Here is an 18,683-nt window from a genome sequence, read left to right on the forward strand (position 1 = left end):
CACCGTGTATACGATGAATAATAATGCTATTGTAACGAATCGAAGTGATTGGATTTCGAAACGACCGAGTCGACGCCTCCCGTCGATCGCCGCGCGGTCCGCGGGCCGGTCGTTACAGCGCGTTCTCCAGCGCCGACGCGACGCGCCGCGCCTTCTCGGCCAGCGGCTCGGGGACAGTCCCCGCCGCGACCGACTCGTCGAGCTCGTCGTCGTCGACGCGCTCGACCGTCCCGTCCGGCCGCTTCACCACGTCGACGTGGAGGTCCACGTAGCGGGCCGCGTCGGGGAACACCTCGACGGGCGTACAGACGTTGACGTACGTCCCGCGGACGCTCCCGTCGCGGCCGCGGTACGTCGTCGGGTACCACCAGCGCCCCTCCTTCAGGCTCGTCTCGGCGACGTCGCCGGCGACGCGGTCGACCCCGAGCCCGTCGTAGGTGCCGCCGCCGCTCATCTCCCGCTCGACGGTGACGGTCCCGTCCGGGTCGACCCCGGTGACGGTCGCCTCGCCGAGGGTGATCAGCCGCCCGTCCGGCTTCCCGTGGTCGATCCGGAGCGCGTCGCCCTCGCGCGGGCCGAACGCGTCGGTCACGACCGCGAACGGGAACTCGGCGTCGGGGGCGGGCTCGCAGAGCGCCTCCGCGAGGTCGACCCCGGCCGAGGCGTCCGCCGACCCCGCCTTCACGCGGTGGTGGCCCGGCATCGTCGCGGTCGCGGTCCGGCGCGCGTCGTCGAGTCCGGACCGGCTCTCGCGGCCGAACCAGACCCAGACGCCCGCGTTCGGTGCGGCGACCGGCGCGTCCCGGAGCCGTCCCCGGTCGTCGAGGACGCCGAGCCCGGATTCGCTCCCGTCTCCCGAGGCGACCGCGGCGCGCAGTTCCTCGGCCGCGTCGACCGCCGCGTCGAGGCCCGCGCTCAGCGCCTCGGTGTCGGCGTCGACCGCGGGGGGTCGCCACACCGCGCGCCACCCGTCCGGCGGGTCGAGGTCGAGCAGGTCGAGCATCCCCGACAGCTCGCGGGCGGCCTCGTCGTCCCGGACGTCGACCCGCGTCCCGGAGCCCGGTTCGAGCGCGACGAGGTCGCCGCCGACCCGCAGCTCCCCGGCGAGCTCCGGTCGCCGGTCGGTCCACGGCGCCGCGTACTCGCGCACCTGGACGCGGACCGCGTCCCCCGTCTCCACCCGGGCGTCGACCGCGCTGTACGGGAGGTACCCCTCGGCGGCGGTAGCGGGCGCGCTGGCCGCCTCCTCGCCCTCGCCGCTCTCTCCGCCCTCGCCGCCGACCCGGAGGTCGACGACGGCGCCGCCGCCGAGCGTCTCCGTCACCTCGCCGTCGAGGACCGCGCCGGGCGGCGCCGGGTCCGCCCACGCGAGCGCGTCGCGGCCGGCGTCGGTCAGGAGGTCGCGGACCGCGCCGAGCGCGTCCGGGTCACCGTGCGCGCCGACGCCCTGCCGGTCGCCGCTCGTCTCGATCCGAACGTCCGGCGGGTCGGTCCCGAACGCGGCGTCGAACCGCCGACGGATCGGGGGCGAGGCGTCGACCACCTCGTGGCCGGCGTCGAGGAGGCGCGCGGTGAGCGCCGTCGCGTAGATGCCGCGGACGCGGGCCCGCGCCATCGTCACAGCTCCCCGCGCTCGCGCGCGAACCGCACCCGGTCGTTCACCGTGTCGCCGAGCGAGAGCTCGACGACGACCGGGGCGCCGCCGTCGTCCTCCCGGAGGACCCGCCCGTCCTCGACCGGAACGCCCCAGCCGTCGAGCGAGAGGTAGCCGCGGAGGTCGCTCCCGTGGGTGAAGAGGTCGACCTCGGCGGTCGGGTGCTCCTGGATCGCGTCCGCGCTGTGGGCCATCTCCATGTCCGAGTAGTAGGGGCCCCCCGCGCCGAAGAACGACCGGAGGCGGTCGGCGTCCCGCGCGACGAGTTCGGCGACGCGGTCCGAGGCGTTCGCGACGGCGTCCGCGTCCAGCCCGGCCTCGCGGAGGGCGCGCTGGACCCGAGGATCGAAGTGCATACCCCGCCTTCGGGCGCCGCCGTTTCAATCCTGTCGGCCGCGTCGCCCCGCGCCCCAGTTCCGATCCACCGCCGCCGCGCGGTCCGGGCCGGCGCCGCCTTCGCCTCCCCGCGAGTCTTCCGCCGACACCGACGATTAAGTCACCGCGGGGGTAATCCGCTCGCATGCCATCCGAGCAGGACCCGATCGCGTCCCGGGCCGACGACGACCGCGACCTCTACGACGTCGCGACCTGGGAGGAGCGGACCTCCCTCGACGGGCTGTCGGTCGCCCTCTACTGGCTGCTGACGCGGTCGGCGAAGGCCGGGATTGTCTTCGTCGCCTTCGTCGGGCTGCTGGCGATCCTCGGCTCGTTCGGGCTGGGGCTCATCTTCGACCCCGCCATCGCCATCCTCCTCGGGCTCTCCGCCGTCCCTGCCCTCGGCCTGGCCGCGTACGTGTACCGGTCCGACGTGACGACCGCCGAGCCGCTGTCGCTGCTCGTCGCGACGTTCCTGCTCTCCATCCTCACCGCCACCTTCGCGGCGATACTGAACAGCGTGCTCCAGCCGTACTTCCGGCCGTTCGGCTTCCTCGGGCTCGTCGTGTTCTTCTTCGTCGTCGTCGGCCCGATAGAGGAGACGGTGAAGCTGCTCGCGGTGCGGCTGTACGCGTACACCGACGACCGCTTCGACGCCGTCATCGACGGGGCCGTCTACGGCGCCCTCGCGGGGCTCGGCTTCGTCGTCATCGAGAACTTCGTCTACATCGCCCAGAACGTCGACATGGCGGAGCTGTCGGTGGGCATCGCGACGCTCGGCGCGGGCGACGGCATCGCCGCGCTCCGGGCGCTCGCGGGCCCGGGCCACGTCGTCTACTCGGCGTTCGCCGGCTACTACCTCGGGCTCGCGAAGTTCAACCCCGAGAACCGCGGCCCGATCATCGTCAAGGGGCTCGTCCTCGCGGCGGCGATCCACGCGCTGTACAACACGCTCGTCGGCCCGGTCACCGGCGTCGCCTCCGGGCTGCTCGGCCTCCCGCAGGTCGTCGCGCTGTTCGGCTTCGTCCTCGTGTTCCAGGGCACGTTCGGGTACGTCCTCCTCCGGAAGATCTGGCGGTACCGCGACGCGTACCTCGACACGCGCGACGCGGTGGGCGAGGACGTGGCGCCGGAGCTCGACGAGTTCGAACAGTAGTCCGCCGACCCGACCCGCTCGCCGCCGTCAGGGCGGCGTCTCGACCCGCGAGCGGTCGCCGGTGCCGTCCGTCAGCGCGCTCGCGAGCGCCCCCTTCACCACGACGTCGTCGCCGAGGTCGGTGAGCCGCACCTCCGGGACGTTGATGAACACCATCTCCGGGAGCTTCTCGCGGATGGGGTCGAGGACGCGGTCGGGGTTGTTGAGCGCGACCGCGCCGCCGACGCTCACGACGAGCGGGGCGTACGCGTGGATGACGTTGGCGATCCCCATGGCGTTCCAGTGGGCGACCTGGTCGATCACGTGGTCGGCGAAGGTGTCCTCGCCCGCGGCCTCGAACACGTCGACCGCGGAGAAGTCGGGGTCCTCGATCGGGAGGCTCGTCTCGATCGGGTCCTCCTCGTGTAGCTCGCGGGCGTAGTTCGGGATGTTGTTCCCCGAGCAGTACCCCTCCCAGTGGCCGTCGAGCCCGCAGCCGCAGGTCATGAACCCGTGCGGGTCGACGGTCATGTGGCCGACCTCGCCGGCGTTGCCGTCCCACCCGGAGAGCACGTTGCCGTCGACGGCCACCCCGGCGCCGATCCCCGAGGAGATGGTGAGGTACACCATGTCGTCGGGGTTGCGCTCGGAGTGGAACCGCTCGCCGATGACGCCCGCGATGGTGTCGTTGTGGAGGTACACCTCGTCGGTGTCGAGCAGCCGGCCCACGGGGCCGACGAGCGGGATGCGCTCGACGGTGTCCGGGAGGTTCGCCGGGCCCTGGACGACCCCCTCCGCCAGGTCGAGCGGGCCGATCGAGCCGATCCCGGCCGCGACCGCCTCGGTCGGCGCGATCCCCGCGTCGGTACAGGCCCCCCGGACCACCTCCAAAACGGCCTCGGTGACGGCGATGCCGTTCGGTCCTCGCGGGGTGCCTCGCGACGCGGCGCCGAGGACGGCCGCGGTCTCGTCGCCGACGACCGCTCGGACGTTCGTCGCCCCGAGATCGACGCCCACGTAGTACATCGGGTGTAAGCGCGACCCCGTCTCACTTAAGCGGGACGCTTCGGGCGGTCGAGCGGGGGTAAAGAAGCGCGCCGGCGCGAAACGGCGTTACGAGGCGGTCTCGCGGACGAACGTCACCGGACACGGCGCCGAGAGCATGACCTCCTGGGCCGCGCTGCCGAAGACGGCCTTCCCGGTCGGGGAGCGCCGGCGCCCGCCGACGACGACGCGGTCGGCCTCGACCCCCTCTGCGGTCTCGACGACCTCGGTCGCGAGGTCGCCGACCGCGCCGCGGATCGAGTGTCGCACGCCGGCCGCCGAGAGGAGGTTCGAGAGCTCCCGGGTGGTCCTGTGTCGCCCCGCGACCGCGTCGGGCGTCGCGTTCTCCGCGTCCGCGTCGAAGCCGAGCCGCGCGCGCGTCTCGTCGAACTCCTCCTCGTCGAACACGTGGGTCAACACGACCTCGGCGTCCGCCGGCCCCGCGAGCGCGATGAGCTCGTTCGCGAGCCGCTCGGTCCGTTTCTCGTCTGCGCTCCCGACCGCCAGCACGACCGTCTCGATGCTCATACAGGCCTTTCGTCCCCGACCGAGTTAAGATTGGCGGAGTTTTAACTCAAATCTGAATAAACATTTAATCGATCGATCCTGACACTCTCCCCGGCGCGCGCCGTCGGGACTACCGGCCGATCGAACGCGAAGCCGTCGGCTCCGGGAACGGGGCGTCGACGAGAAACGGCGGCGGGGTCCGGTCAGTAGTCGGGGGCGTCGTCCTCGACTTCGCGCTTCAGCGAGTCGCGGCGGGACTTCGCGTCGCGGCCGGTCGCCTCCAGGAGGAACTCGTTTTTCGCGTCGACGGCGTCGGCGGCGGCGTCGGCGTTGCCCTCGGCGATGACGTCCTCGGCGGGCCGCTCCTCGAAGTGGACCGCCAGCTTGTCCTTCTTGCTCCCGTACTCGGCGGCGCCCGCGACGATCCGTTCGAACACCGGGTTGTCGGGGTCCGAGACGACGTACAGCTCGTGGCCTTCCCACTCCTCGGTGCCCGTGACCTCGCCGAAGTACTCCTCGATCGAGCCCTTCAGGTCCGGCATGCGGTCGTCCAGATGCTCGCCGCGTCGCATCTTGTACTCCTTCATGCCGCGACCGTTCGACAGGCCGGCGTAAACCAGTTTCGTCACGGCCGCTCCGCCGGTTCGCCCGGGAACGCGCCCCCTTTTAACCCCCGACTACCGCGGCCGCTCGTCGACGTACCCGCGCTTGCACTCCGGGCAGATGTCGCCCGCGCGCATCGAACTCCCGTCGGCGGCCCGGACCATCCCGCACTCGGGGCAGTAGTACTCCGTCGGCTCGTCGTCCCCCATCGTCTCCAGGTCCGGGCTTTCGCCGCGGGTGATGCCGGTCTCTCCCGCGTCGCCGGCGTCGAACGAGACGGCCTCGCCGTCGTCCGGGGCCTCGACGTACTCCGTCTGCTCCCCGTCTTCCGGCCGATCCGCGGCCTCCGGGGTGAGCCCGCCGCCGAACTCCACCTCGGCGTCGCCGCCCTCGCCGACCTCCGCGCTGAACCCCTCGTCCTCGCCGCCGTGGTCGGGCCAGGCGGTCGACCCGCCCGCCTCGGCGTCCGCCTCGTCGACGGACGGCCACGCGCCGCGCTCCCTGTCGTCGTCGGCGTCCGCCGCCTCCTCGTCGAGGATCACGCCGTCGTCGGTCTCGGCGTCCGCCTCCTCGGTCGGCTGGCCCTCCGGCTCGGCGTCGGCCGCGGGCGAGGACGCGGCCGCCGACTCCCCGCCGGCGTCCAACAGCTCCGCGTCCTCGTCCGCCGGATCCGACTCCGTCGCGGCGTCCGACGCGCCCGCGGCGCTCGGGTCGGCCGGGCCGTCCTCGCCCCGCGGCGGCGCCTCCGCTCCCTCGTCGCCCGCCGCGCCGTCGTCGAGGATCACGGCGTCGTCGCTCCCGGCGCCGGGCTCCTCGTCGAGCGTCAGCCCCCCGCTGCCGGCCGCGGCGTCGTCCCCGTCGACGGTCCCCGGCGCCGCCCCGTCGTCGGCGTCCGGCGCGGGGCCGCCCGCCGGCGTCGCGGTCGCGCCCGGGTCACTCCCGGCGTCCGCGTTCGCGGCGGCCTCGTCCGCCAGTTGCTCCATCGTCGTCACCTCGGTGTTTTCGCTGACGATCTGCGTCTCGCCGCAGCGAGCGCAGGTCTTCACCTCCTTGACGGTCGTGACGACCTCGTCGCCCTCCTCCTCGCGCTCGCGCTGGAGTTCGGGTTCGCCGAAGTCGTGTCCGAGCAGACACCTGAGTCCCATTGTGCCACCCTGCGGTGCCGAGGGTAAAAAACGCCCCGTCGGCGTCCGACGCTCGGCACACGACCGGTATCGCCGCTCGACGCCGGCGTCCCGTCCGGGTCCGGCCCCGCGCCCCGCGGACACAGACTCTTTGTGGATCGCTCGCGTACCCTCGTTCGACATGCCTACTGTATCCTACAAGGGCGAGGAAATCGAGTGCGAGGAGGGCGCCAACCTCCGCGACGTGCTCAAAGAGGCCGGTCTCTCCGTCTACAACGGCAAGATGGAACAGCTCAACTGCCGCGGCGCCGGGTCCTGCGGCTCCTGCGCGGTCCAGGTCGAGGGGGAGGTCAGCGAGCCGAGCAAGAAGGAGCGCGCCCGCCTCTGGCTCCCGCCGCACCACCCGAACCACGACGTCCGCCTCGCCTGTCAGACGAAAGTCGAGGGTGACGTGACCGTGACGAAGGGCCGCGGGCTCTTCGGACAGCACATCTGAGCGCGGACGCGCCGCTCTCACGGACTCTCTTCGAGGCTCGACGGCGCGCGACGAGCGCCGCGCTGGTCGAGGCTAAAATACGGCCGCGGCGGACGTGAGCCCGCGACGCGGACGAAAACGTTTGGTACCGTGTGTCAGAGTCGCGTTCGGCGTCAGCCGGACCGACCCACCTTTCGGATCGGCTTACTGCCGAACGACGTTGGTCGCGCGGGGGCCCTTCTCGGAGGACTCGATGTCGAACTCGAGCTCCTGGCCCTCTTCGAGGTCCGGGCCGCCGACGTCTTCCATGTGGAAGAACACGTCGTCGTCCGCGTCGTCAGTCTCAATAAATCCGTAGCCGCCAGTGTCGTTGAAGAAATCAACCTTTCCGGTCGCCATTGCGAATGTAGAGAGGCCCCGACCCGGCATAAGAATTGCGAGTGTACAGTTACCACGACGCTCGCTGAACGTTCGTTTTCGAAAAACCCCGCTTTCCGGGGCGAATCTTGACCGCACGGCGGATTCTCGCTCCGACGCCGGTCGATCCGTCGAGTTCTCCGACGGGCCTTCCGACGCGGACGTTTATGCGTCCGGCCGCGAAAGCGGCGCGTGTGTCTCACGCGCACCGAGCGGACGGCCCCGGGCTGCTCCTCCGCGAGAACGGCCCCGCCCTGCTGGTCCCGGCGGCGTGGGGGGTCGCCGCGGGGGCGGTCGTCGGCCTCGTCTCCGCGCACGCGCTGTTCGTCGCGCACGTCGTCATGAGCGTCCTGCTCGTCGCCTTCGTCGCCGCCTCGTGGCGCGACATGGCGGCGGGCGTCCTCCGCGCGTGGAAGCTCGTGATCCTCGCCGGGACGCCGGTCACGGTCGCCGGCGTCGCTGGGTTCCTCGCGCGCGACGGCGTCGCGCCGGCGCTCGCGGCCGCGGTCCCGGCCGACGCGCTCCTCGCCGTCGCCTTCTACGGCTGGATGCTGCTGCCGGCGCCCGCGTTCGGCTACACGGCCCTGCGCGACCCGGACGGGCGGCGGTCGGCGGTCCACGGCGTCGCCGCCGCCTGTTCGGTCGCGGGCGCCGCCGCCGCCGCGTTCGCGGGCACTCAGGCGGGCGTCGTCGCGGGCATCGCGCTCGTCGGCCTCGGGCAGACCGCGGGGATCCTCGCGGCGACGGCGCTGTACTGACTCCCCGCCCTCTCAGCCCGCTCCCGTCTCCCCATCTCGACGGCCGCGCCTCCCTCTCCCCGCTCAGCCGTCGCTCCCGTCGAGCGCCCGACGGAGCGCCGCGCGGTGGAACTCGACGGCCGCGTCCCGGTCGACCGGCGGGTACCGCGGGTTCGTCACCGCGCCCCCGCCGTCGACGACCGCGCTCGCGACGGCGGCCGCGCGGTGCGCGCGCTCGACCGCCGGCAGCGGGGCGACCGACTCGTACCCCTCGCGGAAGGCCCGGCGGAGCGGTCCGGTCTCGTCCCCCGGCACGTACCAGTCGACGACGAGGTGCTCCGCCTTGGCGACGGACACGCCGGGCGGGGCCGCGAGCGGCGCCTCCCAGTCGAGGACGGCCGTCACCGCGCCGTCCGCGACGAGGGCGTTCCCGGGGCGGAAGTCCCACGGGAAGAGGCGCGGGTCGCCGTCGGCCCCGATCGGCCCCCGGAGCGCGTCCCGGACCCGCTCCCGGAGGTCGTCGAAGTCGGCCGGCAGCCGCGCCGCGTGCCGCTCGCCGAACCGCCGCACCCACTCCGCGGCGTCCGCGGGGTCGCCGACGGACAGCGACCGGTCGCGCCCGGGGGTCGACTCCGCTCTCGTCGCTTCGTCGGCCGGGGACTCGTCGGCCGTCAGCGCCCCGCATCCGGGGAACCGGAACGCCTCGTGGAGCGTCGAGAGGAACCGCCCGAAGGCGCGCGCGACCCCGCGCCGGTCGGCCGGGTCGAGGTCGACGAACGCCTCGTGGAGGTCGCGCCCCTCGATCAGCGGCGTGACCAGCCACCCGGTGCCGTCGACGACGCCGTCGCCGAGCGGCCGGGGGACGGGCACGTCGGTCCGCGCGTCGATCGCCGCCAGCAGCGCCGCCTCGGTCCTCGTCGCCCCCGGCGCCTCCGAGCACTGGACGACGACCGGCGGCTCGGCCGCGAACCGCACCACCTCCGTCCGCTTGCGGTTCCCCCGCCCCAACGGCTCGACGCTGACGGGCGTCGCCCCCGGGCGCGTCGCCGCGAGGGCCCGCTCGCGGACCGCGTCGCTCACTCGTCCCCCTCCGTCCGGGCCGCCGCCTCGTCTCTCGCCCCGCCGTCCGCCGTCAGCAGCGCGGCCACCTCGTCCAGCGAGTCGACGACGTAGTCCGGGCGGTACGGGGCCGCCGCGTCGTCGGGGTCCCGCCGGAGCCACGCGGACCGGAGGCCGGCGTTGTGCGCGCCGGCGACGTCGTACGCCAGCGAGTTCCCGACGTACAGCATCTCTCGCCGGTCGACCGACAGCGCCGCCGCCAGCCGCTCGAACGGCTCCGCGTGGGGCTTCCGGCGCGGGAGGTCCCCGGCGTACACGATCGCGTCGACGCGGTCGGCCAGCCCGAGCGCCTCCACCTTCGCCCGCTGGCGCGCCTCGGGCCCGTTCGTGAGCACGCCCACGGGGCCCGCGGCCGCCGCGGCGGCCAGCGCGTCGGCGGCGCCCGGCAGGTACGCCACCCGCGACTCGTCCGCGACCGCCTCGAACGCCGCCGCGAGCGCGACGGGGTCCACGTCCCGGCCGTGCTGGGCCGCCAGCCGCGCGAACCCCGCGCCGAGGTACCCGACCCGGTCGTCGGGGTCCGGCGGCCCGTCGAGGAGGGGCCACAGCTCCGACGGCTCCCCGAACGGCTCGACGCCCGCCCGCTCGAACGCCCGTCGGTAGAGGGCGTCCACGTCGTGGTCGTGGCGGCACAGCGTGTCGTCGAGGTCGAACGCGACCGCCGCGAACCGGCTCATGGGCGGAGGTGGCGCCGCGCGGCGAAGTCGGTTTCGGCGACCGGCCCGTAGCCCCGACGATGGCCGACTCCGAGGACACGTACGACTGCGAGACGTGCGGCGCGCGCGTCGCCGCCGCGGACGCCCGCCGCTCCGAACCGTTCGGCGACCTCGACCCCGAGACGTGGCAGACGCTGGACTGCCCGGACTGCGGCGACCGGCTCGCGACCGTCTTCGTGGGCGACGAGTGAGCCCCGGTCGAAACCGCCCGGGTCGGTGCTCGCCACGCGCCGTGGTGACACCCAACAATATCTACGTCTCCGGTCCGTAGCCGTCCCATGCTCGACGTCGGGACGGTCTACCTCGTCGCGGCCGGCGCGCTGCTGCTCGTCGCGCTCGCCGTCGGCGGCCGCGCCCTCGTCCGGATCTTCCGCGAGGGGCGCGAGCGCCGCCGCAAGCGACGCGAGGGGGAGCTCGACCGGTACACCAGGGACCCGGAGTACGACCGCGAGCCGCCCGACCCCGAGGCCGCGTCGCGGTCGACCTGTCCGCAGTGCGGCGCCGAGAACGACGCGTCGTTCGCGTTCTGTCGCGAGTGCGCGGCGCCGCTCGGTCCCGGGGCGTAACTCCGCTCTCGTCGCCGTCCCGGCGCCGTCCGGCACGCGCCGACCGCGCCGGCGGCGACCCGGTATTACCCTCCTACCGGGCTCGGGTGTCGCTGTTTCGCGACCGGACCGGCGGCGGACGGCCGAAGCGGGCCGGCGAACCATACTTACGACGTCGCGAGGCGTACGTGCCTGCAACTACCTGGCTCCCGGCCGCGGTGCGACCGAGATCGACCGTTACGCGCCTGTGAATCGATATTTCGCCCGATCTCGCGGTTCGCCCCGATCACGCATTCGGGACCCGGTACGCACGCACCATGACACCCGAAGCCACAACCGAACCGACCCGGACCGCTCCCATCTCGCGACGCAGCGTCCTCCGCACGACGGGCGCGGTCGGCGCGCTCGCGATCGGCGGAGCCGGTCTGCCGTTCGCCACCGGATCCGCCGCCGCGGACGACCACCTTATCGAGACCTGCGGCGGCGAGGTCGACGTCGTCGTCGCGCTCGACTATTCGGGCTCGATACGGTCCGCCGGCACCTGGGGCGACATCCAGAGCGGCGTGGACAGCTTCCTCGGTGTCGTGCCGGACGACGTTCAGCTGGGTCTCGTCACGTTCGGCGACGCGCCCGCAGCGTTCGCGTACGGGTCGGGGAACCTCCTCGCCCCCGCGACCGCGAGCAACGTCTCGGCCGTCCGGGGCGGCGTGCCCGCGAGCGCCCCGCCGCAAGAGAACGCGACGCACATGCCCGGCGCCTTGGACTTCTCCAACGCGATCCTCGACCAGGAAGGTCGCGGCGGGAAAGAGATCGTCGTCCTGATCACCGACGGCGGGCCGAACTACGAGAACGGGGTCGTCGGCGATGGCGCCTCGCCGCCGGCCGACGACACGACGTTCCCCTACGGCACGTTCGCGTACACGGGCGGATCGAGCGGCGGCGAGAACGGGGTCGCCGGCGAACCCGGCGAGCTGGACGAGACCGCCGCCACCGCGACCGCGATCACGGCCGCCGGGCGCCGCGTCATCGCCGTCGGCATCGGCGAGAACGTCGCCGGCTTCGACGACTACCTCCGGGACGAGATCGCCAGCACCCCCGACGACTTCGTCGCCGTCCGGGAGGCGTCGAACCTGGGCGCGGAGCTGGAATCGCTCATCAGCGAGGTCTGTGCCGAGTGTACCGACTGCACCGCCGACGGCCGGCTCGCGAAGTACGAGTTCGACTGCGTCGAGACCGACCCCGACACCGGCGAGTGTATCGCGGCCGACTTCGTCCTGGAATCGGGCTCCGCCGACGACGTCGCGTACGCCGCCGGGTCCTTCACGAGCAAGGCGGGCGAGGCGTTCGAGCCGATGAGCGCCACCTTCGAGACGGAGTACTGCGACCTCTACGCCCTGGTCAAGAGCGGCCGGGAGCTGGAGGTCCAGTCCCTCCAAGCCACCGACGGGAGCGTCACCGTCGGCACCACCAACGGCGAGAAGTTCGCGATCAGCTTCGTGGCGTTCTACTGTACCGAGGCGGCCGCGACCGAGGCGCTGGAGCGCTTCCCGGGCGGCGGGCGGTCCTCTCGCGGCGGGCAGTCTTCTCGCGGCGGGCGATCCTCTCGCGGTCGGCGCTAAGCCGGTCGGCACCGTCGCGTGACAGCCCGATCTTCAGTCGGAACTCTCGAATGCGATTCGTGTAAAGAAGCCATGCCGCCTCCCCGATTTGAACGGGGGACAGCTCGATCTTCAGTCGAGTGCTCTCCCAGTCTGAGCTAAGGCGGCTCGCACTCGGACCAACGCCGATTCGAGACAAAAGGATTTCGAAAGGCGGCGCCCCGATCGGTTCCCGGTCACGCCTCCCCCAGTCGGGTCCGGCCCGGTCCGGGCCGCTTCGCGTCTCAGGCGTCGGACGATATCGCCGCCGATCCGGGGCGACGGCGCGGATCGTGGTTTCCGCAATCGCCCCCTTGTTCGCGCCCCTTCGATCGATCGATGACCTCGCACGACCACGACGGTCACGACCACGACGCTCACCACGAGGCGCTCGACGCCGCGGTCGACGCGCGCGACGACTGGGCGCGCCGCCGCCGCAAGGGAATTCCGACCGACGAGAACCTCCTCGTCGTCGCCTGTATGGACGAACGCATTCCGATCGAGGAGGCGCTCGGCATCGACCTCGGCGACGCGCAGGTCTTCCGCAACGCCGGCGGCAAGGTGACCGACGACGTGATCCGGTCGGCCGCGCTCACGACGAACTTCTTCGACACCGACGAGATCGTCGTGATCAACCACACCGACTGCGGGATGATGAGCGCGCCCGACGAGGCGATCCGCGAGGGGCTCGAAGCGCAGGCCGGCGACCTCGACGACGCCGACCTCGATCCCTCCCTCCCGGAGCTGGACATTGGCGACGCCGACCTCCTCGACTGGGTGAAGATGACCGACGACATCGACGCCGCCTGCGCCGCGCAGGTCGAGTACCTGCGCGAGTCCGAGTTCATCCCCGACGACACGACCGTCTCCGGCTACGTCTACGAGGTCGAGTCCGGCGAGCTCCGCCGCCCCGACGAGCGGATCGCCGAAGCGATCAGCGAGCGACAGGCCTGACCGCCGGACTCCGGCGAGGCTCCGCGTCCCCTCGCCCGAGGTGTGACGTTTTTATGCGCCCGCGGCGAACCCCGTCACGAATGGACCGAGCACGCGCGCTCGCGGTCGGCCGAGGTGGTGTCGGTGGGCGCTGACGGCGACGCCGGCTCCGGATCGGACGCCGCGAGCGACGACGCCGACGCGCCGGTCGTCGCCGGCTTCTTCTCCGGCTGCGGCGGCCTCGACCTGGGCTTCGAGCGGGCCGGCTTCGACGTCGCCCTCGGGAGCGACCAGTGGGAGCCGGCCGCGGAGACGTACCGCCGTAACTTCGACGACACCGAGTTCCTCGACGGCGACGTCCGCGAACTCGACGCCCCGGCGATCCGCGAGGCCGTCGCCGGCGCCGGCTACGCCCCCGACGGCGTCGACGTGGTGATCGGCGGCCCGCCGTGTCAGGGCTTCAGCCGGCTCAACAACGAGCAGATCGAGCTCGACGAGATGGAGAAGGACCGCCGGAACACCCTCTTCGAGGAGTTCCTCCGGGTCGTCTCCGTCCTCGAACCGCAGCTGGTGTTGATGGAGAACGTCCGCGACCTGATCAACCGGCAGACCAGCGACGACCGGTTCGTGAAGGACCTCATCGTCGAGGAGTTCGCGGCCCACGGCTACAAGTGCGAGTACCGGGTGCTGGAGGCCGAGCAGTACGGCGTCCCCCAGAAGCGCCGCCGGATCTTCTTCATCGGGACCGACCGCGACGTGCCGATCCGCTTCCCCGAGCCGACGACGCCCGAGGGCCACTGGCGCACCGCGGGCGAGGCGCTCGCCGACGCGACCGACGACCTCCCGAACATGACGTACGCGGATACCGGCGAGAAGACGCTCGAACGCATCCGCCACGTCCCCCCGGGCGGCTACTACCGCGACCTCCCCGACCGCCTGAAGACGAAGAAGTACCGCTGCGACTGCGAGGACACAGACACCTGTCCCCACGAGCCGGAGATCGTCAAGCGCTACGGGACGTACCTTCGGCGGCTCGACCCCGACGAGCCGTCGCTGACGGTGAGCACGAACGTCTTCATCCACCCGACCGAGGACCGCTACCTCACGCCCCGCGAGATGGCGCGGCTCCAGACGTTCCCCGACGACTTCGCCTTCGAGGGGACGAAGACCGACGTGCTGAAACAGATCGGCAACGCGGTCCCGGTCCGGCTCGGCGAGGAGCTGGCGAATCAGCTCTTGGAGTATTTCCCCGAGGTCCGCGACGCGCCCCCCGCCGACCCCGACGTGTACGAGCAGCAGTCGCTGACTGATCTGGCGTGAGACGGTTTTCAGGGTCACAGAGCTTCGATTTAGGTCGCTGCTACCTCCACGGTGACCACCGTCAAAGCCCCAGCCGGGACGACTCGCGCGGCTCGTTGCGCTCCTCGGTCGCTCGTTACACTCGCTCCCTGCGGTGCTTACTGCGCCGTGCTTCGTCCTCCCGGCTGCCCCTTTGGGTCCCACCCCACAGCACCGCGACCGCACCTCTCACCTCCCCAGCCTCGTCAGTCGCCTCCGCTTCGCTCCGGCGACTGACTCCCTCGCGCGTGCTGTCTCGCGGCCTCCGCGTTCGCTCCGGCCGCTCGCAGGCACGCGCCGGCGTCTCTCTGTCATAGCCACTGCTCACGGACTGTTCGCAGTAGAAGTGGGACCGCCCGGATTCGAACCGGGGTCACGAGCACCCAAGGCTCGGAGTATACCACTAACCTACGGTCCCTCACCCGTACTACCCCGAAGAGCCGCTAAAGGGTTTCGTTGCGCTCCGCGCCGCGGTCGACCGCGGCCGCCCTCACTCCTCGTCGTCGCGCAGTTCGAGGTCGGCCACGATGTCGTAGGGGTCGGTCCCCTTCCGGACCGCGTCGAGGATGAAGAACGCCTCGTCGGGCGCGAGGAAGTGCCTGGTGACGCCGCGGCCGAGCGGCGTCGGCTCGAACCCGTCGATGAAGTTCCACTCCAGCAGCTTCCCGAGCGCGTGCTTGGTGGGGACCTCGCCGATCATGCGGTCGTTGAGGCGCTTTGCCTTCTTGCCGGCGACGACGACGTTCGCGAGCGTCTCCTCGGCCGCGGCGGTCTCGTCGTAGTGGGTCGCCACGTCCTCCATCTCGCCTTTCAGGAGGGTAAAGGCCACCTCGTCCTCGGTGCGGTCCATCGAGCCGTGGTAGACGCCGTCGGGCTCGACGAGGAGGTAGACGCGCCCGCGGTCGTGGTAGTCGGGGCGCCCGGCGCGCCCGAGCATCTGCGAGAACTCCTGGACGGAGAGCCACTCGATCCCCATCGCCAGCGAGTCGAAGATCACCTGCGAGGCGGGGAAGTCGACGCCGGCCGCCAGCGCCGCGGTGGTGACGACCGCGGAGAGGTCTTGGTTCCCGAACTGGCGCTCGACCTTCTTCCGGCGCCCGTAGTCGAGGCCGGCGTGGTACGGCGCGGAGTCGTACCGCAGCTTCCGGCTGATCTCGTGGCAGCGCCGCCGCGAGTTCGTGAAGATGATCGTCTGCCCGCGGTACCCCTTCGAGGACTTCGTGTCGAACTCGCGTTTCACGAGCTTGTCGGCGATCTGCGCCTTCTCGCGGCCGTCCGCGAACGTGACGTGGCGCTCGATGGGGACGGGACGCTCCTCGTACTCGATCAGCGTCGCCCGGAGCTTCTCCGCGAGCCACTCGGGGTTCCCGACGGTCGCCGAGAGGTAGACGAACTGCGTGCCGTCGTACCCCGAGTGCGTCCGCATCCGCTCTTCGCTGTAGTACTTCAGCCGCGAGATGAGCCCGTCGAGCCGGTGGCCGCGCTCGCCCTCCTTCAGCGTGTGGACCTCGTCGATGACGACCGTGCCCACGTCGCCGAGGTCCTTCCCCGTTCGGAGCGCGTGGTCGATCCCCTCGTAGGTGCCGACGATCACGTCCGCGTTCGGGTCGAAGCGGTTGCCGTCGTCGTTCACCCGTGAGGAGCCGACGCGGATCGACACGTCGAGCAGGTCGCCGTAGCGGTCCTCGAAGTCCTCGTGCTTCTGGTTCGCGAGCGCGACGAGCGGCACGAGGAAGAGCAGCTTCCCGTCGCCCTTCAGCGCGCGGTCGATCCCGGTCAGCTCGCCGACGAGGGTCTTCCCCGTCGCGGTCGCGCTCACGACCAGCTGGTCGTCCCCGTCCAAGAGCCCGTTCCGCACCGAGAGGCTCTGGACCGGAAGCAGCTCCTCGAACCGGCCCTGGAGGTGCGCGGAAAGATCCGGATGAATGTTTAGGTCCTCGGTCCGCACCGGCGAGATGTCGTCGACGTTCGCGGATACCTCGTCGTACTTGGTGAGGTCGGGGTCGAGCCCGCCTTGGAGCAGGCTCACGATCCGGTCTAAGTCGCCCGACTCGTACAGCAGCTCCTCCAAGCGCTCCTCGGCCGCGCCCGTGAACTCGCATTTGTACGACAGCTCCCGCTCTAGCTCCCGGCGGGCGCAGTCCCGGCAGATCAGCTCGCCGTTGTGTTCGATCGCGTCCTCGCTCGTGATCGGTCCGTACCGCCCGTCGCTCGCGCAGCGCCGGCAGGTCCGGACCGCCGTCGCCTCCAGCTGGTAGCCGTCCAGCATCTCCTTCAGCCGCGCCCGGTTCTCGGGCGTCGTCTGCTCGGAGATGCGGATCCGGCCGGCCGCCCGCGCGAGGTCGACGAACTCGTCCGGCTGGCGGGGGTGGTCCTCGCCGTCGCGGATCACCCGGAACTTCCCCGGGCGGGGGCCCGCGGAGGTCTCCTTGAGTTCGAGCCGCCCCCGGAGCACGCGCTTGCCGTCGCGGTTCGCGACCACGGTGTAGTCGCTCCGCGACTCGTGGAGGAACAGCGTCTCGACCTCGGCCAACTGCTGTGACACTGCCGTGCGGTACGCGAGCGAGGTATTTCAGGAGTTCGGCTCGTCGCGCGGCGCCGCGGCTACGTCACGCGAACGCGCGAAGAAAACCCGCCTCACGGACGGGGCGGTCGGCGGTCGTTACGAGACGAGCAGCTTCTCGCCGCGGTCGACCGTGATCCGGCACGGCGGCGAGAGCTTGTTGTACGCGCGACGGAACGCCTCCTTCACGACGGGCGCCTGGTCGACGTCGCAGTACGCGGTGAAGATCACGTCGTCCTTGTCGAGCCGCGCGGCGGTGCCGACCGGCTTCCCGAACGCCTGGCGCATGCCGTCGGAGACGCGGTCCGCGCCGGCGCCGGTCGCCTGCTTGTTCTCCCGGATGACCTGGTGGGGGAACTTGCGGAGGGTCATCTTGTAGTTGCCCTCGCCGAGCTCCTTGATCAGGTGGCGGTTCGCCGACAGGCGCGCGCTCTCGAGCGAGCCGTGTCGGACCTGAAGCTCCTCCTCGACGCGGAGGCTGATCTGGACGGGGTAGTCGTCCGGCTCCGCGGAGAGGTCGCCCATGTTGTGCTGGGCGATCTTCGAGCCGGGGATGCCCGTGATGTACTCGCGGCGGGTGTACGACGGCTTGTCGATCGTCCGATACATGGAGGCGGGTTTGTCAGACATGGCTACTTGTCCGATGTAGCCCTCGCTGCGGCGATAAACCCTTCGATAGCGAGGCGTCCTCGCCGGCCTCGCGGCCCTGAGCGCCCGCCGTTCGGCCCGATCGCGTTCCGCGTTGGCACGCCGCTCGGCTCACTGCTCGGGCGTCGGTTCGAGCGCGACGTGGTCGAACCCGCGGTCCGCGAGCCGCTCCGCGGCCCGGTCGGTGACCGACGGCGCGACTAGGACGCCGCGGACCGCGGGGGAGTCGCCGTCGGCCTCGCCTTCGTCGTCGACGCCCAGCTCCTCGCGGAGCGCCCGCACGTACCGCGCCAGCTGTCCGACGGCGTCCGGGCCGACCCGGCGGCGCTTCAGCTCGACGACCACGGGAACGCCGTCGGCGTCGACGCCGAACACGTCCATCGGGCCGGCGCTGGAGGGACGCTCGGTTTCGCGGGGCTCGAACCCGGGCTCGACGAGCTCCGGGCGCTCCAAGATCCGGGTTCGGAGGTCCTCCTCGCTGCCGTGGAGGTCGAGGTCGCGGCCGCCCGTGACGGCCATCGCGGAGAGCTGGTGCACGTCCGAAAAGCGGACCGTCAGGGTCTCGTCCGGGTTGCTCCTGGTCGAGCGCACGCGGAGCCGTCCCTCCCGGACGGCGGCGTGGTGTTCCGACCCCGGCGGCTGCCAGTTGACCGGCTGGCGCCCCTCGTCGGTGTGGACCAGGGCGGCGCCGTCGGGCTTCAACACGAGCAGCCGGTCGCCGGCGCCGAGGTCCGAGGCCGCGCGCCCCTCGTAGGTGACCGTACAGCGGCCGAAGAGGCTGACGAGGTCGCCGCGCCCGAAGGCGTCCTCCAGCTCCCAGAGGGCCTCGCGGTGGCTCGGGTCGTGGACGCTCGTGACTGTCACTGGCGCGTCGTAGGCGGTCGCCGCTGAAAAAGGGCGCGAGCCGGACCGCCTCCCTCAGTCGCCGCGCCGCGACACGGCGATGCCGGCGACGAAGAGGACGACGCCGAGCGCGAAGGCGGCGATCCGAAGCGTCGTGTCCGAGACGAGGATTCCGGCCAGCACCGAGACGCCGAATCCGGCGTGTAACACCGCGGTGAGGTTCATGGGATCGGTACGGTCGGGCGGCACAAAAACGGGTCGACGGCGGCC

General features: G+C 71.9%; 21 protein-coding genes and 2 tRNA genes. 8 read left to right on the forward strand and 15 right to left on the reverse strand.

Annotation, left to right across the window (positions count from 1 at the left end):
- Window positions 1-112 precede the first annotated feature (112 nt).
- Complete coding sequence (locus DVK05_RS11150) at window positions 113-1,615, reverse strand: DUF402 domain-containing protein (protein WP_121563423.1); 1,503 nt, start codon at window positions 1,613-1,615, stop codon at window positions 113-115.
- 2 nt (window positions 1,616-1,617) lie between these two features.
- On the reverse strand, window positions 1,618-2,010 hold the full coding sequence (locus DVK05_RS11155; protein WP_121563424.1) for a hypothetical protein: 393 nt from the start codon (window positions 2,008-2,010) through the stop codon (window positions 1,618-1,620).
- A gap of 164 nt (window positions 2,011-2,174) precedes the next feature.
- Here DVK05_RS11155 and DVK05_RS11160 point away from each other — a divergent pair, with 164 nt between their 5' ends.
- A complete protein-coding gene (locus tag DVK05_RS11160; RefSeq protein ID WP_121563425.1) occupies window positions 2,175-3,185 on the forward strand; it encodes a PrsW family intramembrane metalloprotease in 1,011 nt (336 codons plus the stop codon).
- 27 nt (window positions 3,186-3,212) lie between these two features.
- Here the strand turns inward: DVK05_RS11160 and DVK05_RS11165 are convergent, their stop codons facing one another.
- The 4 genes from DVK05_RS11165 to DVK05_RS11180 form a co-directional block, all read right to left on the reverse strand.
- Window positions 3,213-4,190 (reverse strand): ROK family protein, encoded by a 978-nt coding sequence (locus DVK05_RS11165; RefSeq protein ID WP_121563426.1) that lies wholly within the window; start codon window positions 4,188-4,190, stop codon window positions 3,213-3,215.
- A gap of 87 nt (window positions 4,191-4,277) precedes the next feature.
- Window positions 4,278-4,736 carry a universal stress protein gene (locus DVK05_RS11170; protein WP_121563427.1) on the reverse strand — a complete coding sequence of 153 codons (459 nt, stop codon included), beginning with the start codon at window positions 4,734-4,736 and terminating at the stop codon, window positions 4,278-4,280.
- 182 nt (window positions 4,737-4,918) lie between these two features.
- Complete coding sequence (locus tag DVK05_RS11175; protein ID WP_121563428.1) at window positions 4,919-5,302, reverse strand: DUF5611 family protein; 384 nt, start codon at window positions 5,300-5,302, stop codon at window positions 4,919-4,921.
- Between the two features lie 90 nt (window positions 5,303-5,392).
- Window positions 5,393-6,463 carry a hypothetical protein gene (locus DVK05_RS11180; protein ID WP_121563429.1) on the reverse strand — a complete coding sequence of 357 codons (1,071 nt, stop codon included), beginning with the start codon at window positions 6,461-6,463 and terminating at the stop codon, window positions 5,393-5,395.
- Window positions 6,464-6,623: 160 nt separating this feature from the next.
- Here DVK05_RS11180 and DVK05_RS11185 point away from each other — a divergent pair, with 160 nt between their 5' ends.
- Complete coding sequence (locus DVK05_RS11185; protein ID WP_053770221.1) at window positions 6,624-6,938, forward strand: 2Fe-2S iron-sulfur cluster-binding protein; 315 nt, start codon at window positions 6,624-6,626, stop codon at window positions 6,936-6,938.
- Window positions 6,939-7,121: 183 nt separating this feature from the next.
- Here the strand turns inward: DVK05_RS11185 and DVK05_RS11190 are convergent, their stop codons facing one another.
- On the reverse strand, window positions 7,122-7,316 hold the full coding sequence (locus tag DVK05_RS11190; RefSeq protein ID WP_004599158.1) for a cold-shock protein: 195 nt from the start codon (window positions 7,314-7,316) through the stop codon (window positions 7,122-7,124).
- Between the two features lie 185 nt (window positions 7,317-7,501).
- Here DVK05_RS11190 and DVK05_RS11195 point away from each other — a divergent pair, with 185 nt between their 5' ends.
- Entirely contained in the window at window positions 7,502-8,092 is a 591-nt protein-coding gene (locus DVK05_RS11195) for a hypothetical protein (protein ID WP_121563430.1), read from the forward strand.
- Between the two features lie 63 nt (window positions 8,093-8,155).
- Here the strand turns inward: DVK05_RS11195 and DVK05_RS11200 are convergent, their stop codons facing one another.
- Window positions 8,156-9,151, reverse strand: coding sequence for a phosphotransferase family protein (locus tag DVK05_RS11200; protein WP_121563431.1), 996 nt, complete (start codon window positions 9,149-9,151; stop codon window positions 8,156-8,158).
- On the reverse strand, window positions 9,148-9,867 hold the full coding sequence (locus tag DVK05_RS11205; RefSeq protein ID WP_121563432.1) for an HAD family hydrolase: 720 nt from the start codon (window positions 9,865-9,867) through the stop codon (window positions 9,148-9,150). Before DVK05_RS11205 ends, DVK05_RS11200 begins: the two co-directional genes overlap by 4 nt.
- Before the next feature lie 59 nt (window positions 9,868-9,926).
- Here DVK05_RS11205 and DVK05_RS17345 point away from each other — a divergent pair, with 59 nt between their 5' ends.
- From DVK05_RS17345 to DVK05_RS11215, 3 genes are all read left to right on the forward strand, one after another.
- Window positions 9,927-10,097, forward strand: a complete 171-nt coding sequence (locus DVK05_RS17345) for a hypothetical protein (RefSeq protein ID WP_199712319.1) — start codon at window positions 9,927-9,929, stop codon at window positions 10,095-10,097.
- Window positions 10,098-10,184: 87 nt separating this feature from the next.
- On the forward strand, window positions 10,185-10,472 hold the full coding sequence (locus DVK05_RS11210; protein ID WP_121563433.1) for a zinc ribbon domain-containing protein: 288 nt from the start codon (window positions 10,185-10,187) through the stop codon (window positions 10,470-10,472).
- A gap of 296 nt (window positions 10,473-10,768) precedes the next feature.
- Window positions 10,769-12,070, forward strand: a complete 1,302-nt coding sequence (locus DVK05_RS11215; protein WP_121563434.1) for a vWA domain-containing protein — start codon at window positions 10,769-10,771, stop codon at window positions 12,068-12,070.
- Window positions 12,071-12,143: 73 nt separating this feature from the next.
- Here the strand turns inward: DVK05_RS11215 and DVK05_RS11220 are convergent.
- Window positions 12,144-12,217: transfer RNA gene (locus tag DVK05_RS11220), tRNA-Phe, on the reverse strand.
- A gap of 210 nt (window positions 12,218-12,427) precedes the next feature.
- Between DVK05_RS11220 and DVK05_RS11225 the strand changes: the two genes are divergently transcribed.
- Together DVK05_RS11225 and DVK05_RS11230 are read left to right on the forward strand one after the other, a co-directional pair.
- Window positions 12,428-13,042 carry a carbonic anhydrase gene (locus tag DVK05_RS11225; protein WP_121563435.1) on the forward strand — a complete coding sequence of 205 codons (615 nt, stop codon included), beginning with the start codon at window positions 12,428-12,430 and terminating at the stop codon, window positions 13,040-13,042.
- Window positions 13,043-13,165: 123 nt separating this feature from the next.
- Window positions 13,166-14,341, forward strand: coding sequence for a DNA cytosine methyltransferase (locus DVK05_RS11230; protein ID WP_394338859.1), 1,176 nt, complete (start codon window positions 13,166-13,168; stop codon window positions 14,339-14,341).
- A gap of 365 nt (window positions 14,342-14,706) precedes the next feature.
- On the opposite strand, the gene DVK05_RS11235 is transcribed toward DVK05_RS11230, so the two are convergent.
- The 5 genes from DVK05_RS11235 to DVK05_RS17350 form a co-directional block, all read right to left on the reverse strand.
- Window positions 14,707-14,777: transfer RNA gene (locus DVK05_RS11235), tRNA-Pro, on the reverse strand.
- A gap of 72 nt (window positions 14,778-14,849) precedes the next feature.
- Entirely contained in the window at window positions 14,850-16,904 is a 2,055-nt protein-coding gene (locus DVK05_RS11240; protein WP_121563436.1) for a DEAD/DEAH box helicase, read from the reverse strand.
- Window positions 16,905-17,021: 117 nt separating this feature from the next.
- Window positions 17,022-17,552, reverse strand: coding sequence for a 50S ribosomal protein L16 (locus DVK05_RS11245; RefSeq protein ID WP_053770214.1), 531 nt, complete (start codon window positions 17,550-17,552; stop codon window positions 17,022-17,024).
- A gap of 129 nt (window positions 17,553-17,681) precedes the next feature.
- A complete protein-coding gene (gene nucS / locus DVK05_RS11250; protein WP_121563437.1) occupies window positions 17,682-18,434 on the reverse strand; it encodes an endonuclease NucS in 753 nt (250 codons plus the stop codon).
- Window positions 18,435-18,488: 54 nt separating this feature from the next.
- Window positions 18,489-18,638 (reverse strand): hypothetical protein, encoded by a 150-nt coding sequence (locus DVK05_RS17350; protein ID WP_173229244.1) that lies wholly within the window; start codon window positions 18,636-18,638, stop codon window positions 18,489-18,491.
- Window positions 18,639-18,683 lie beyond the last annotated feature (45 nt).

Source organism: Halorubrum sp. Atlit-8R, assembly GCF_003666025.1.
In the GTDB taxonomy this organism is placed as follows: Archaea; Halobacteriota; Halobacteria; order Halobacteriales; family Haloferacaceae; genus Halorubrum; species Halorubrum salinarum.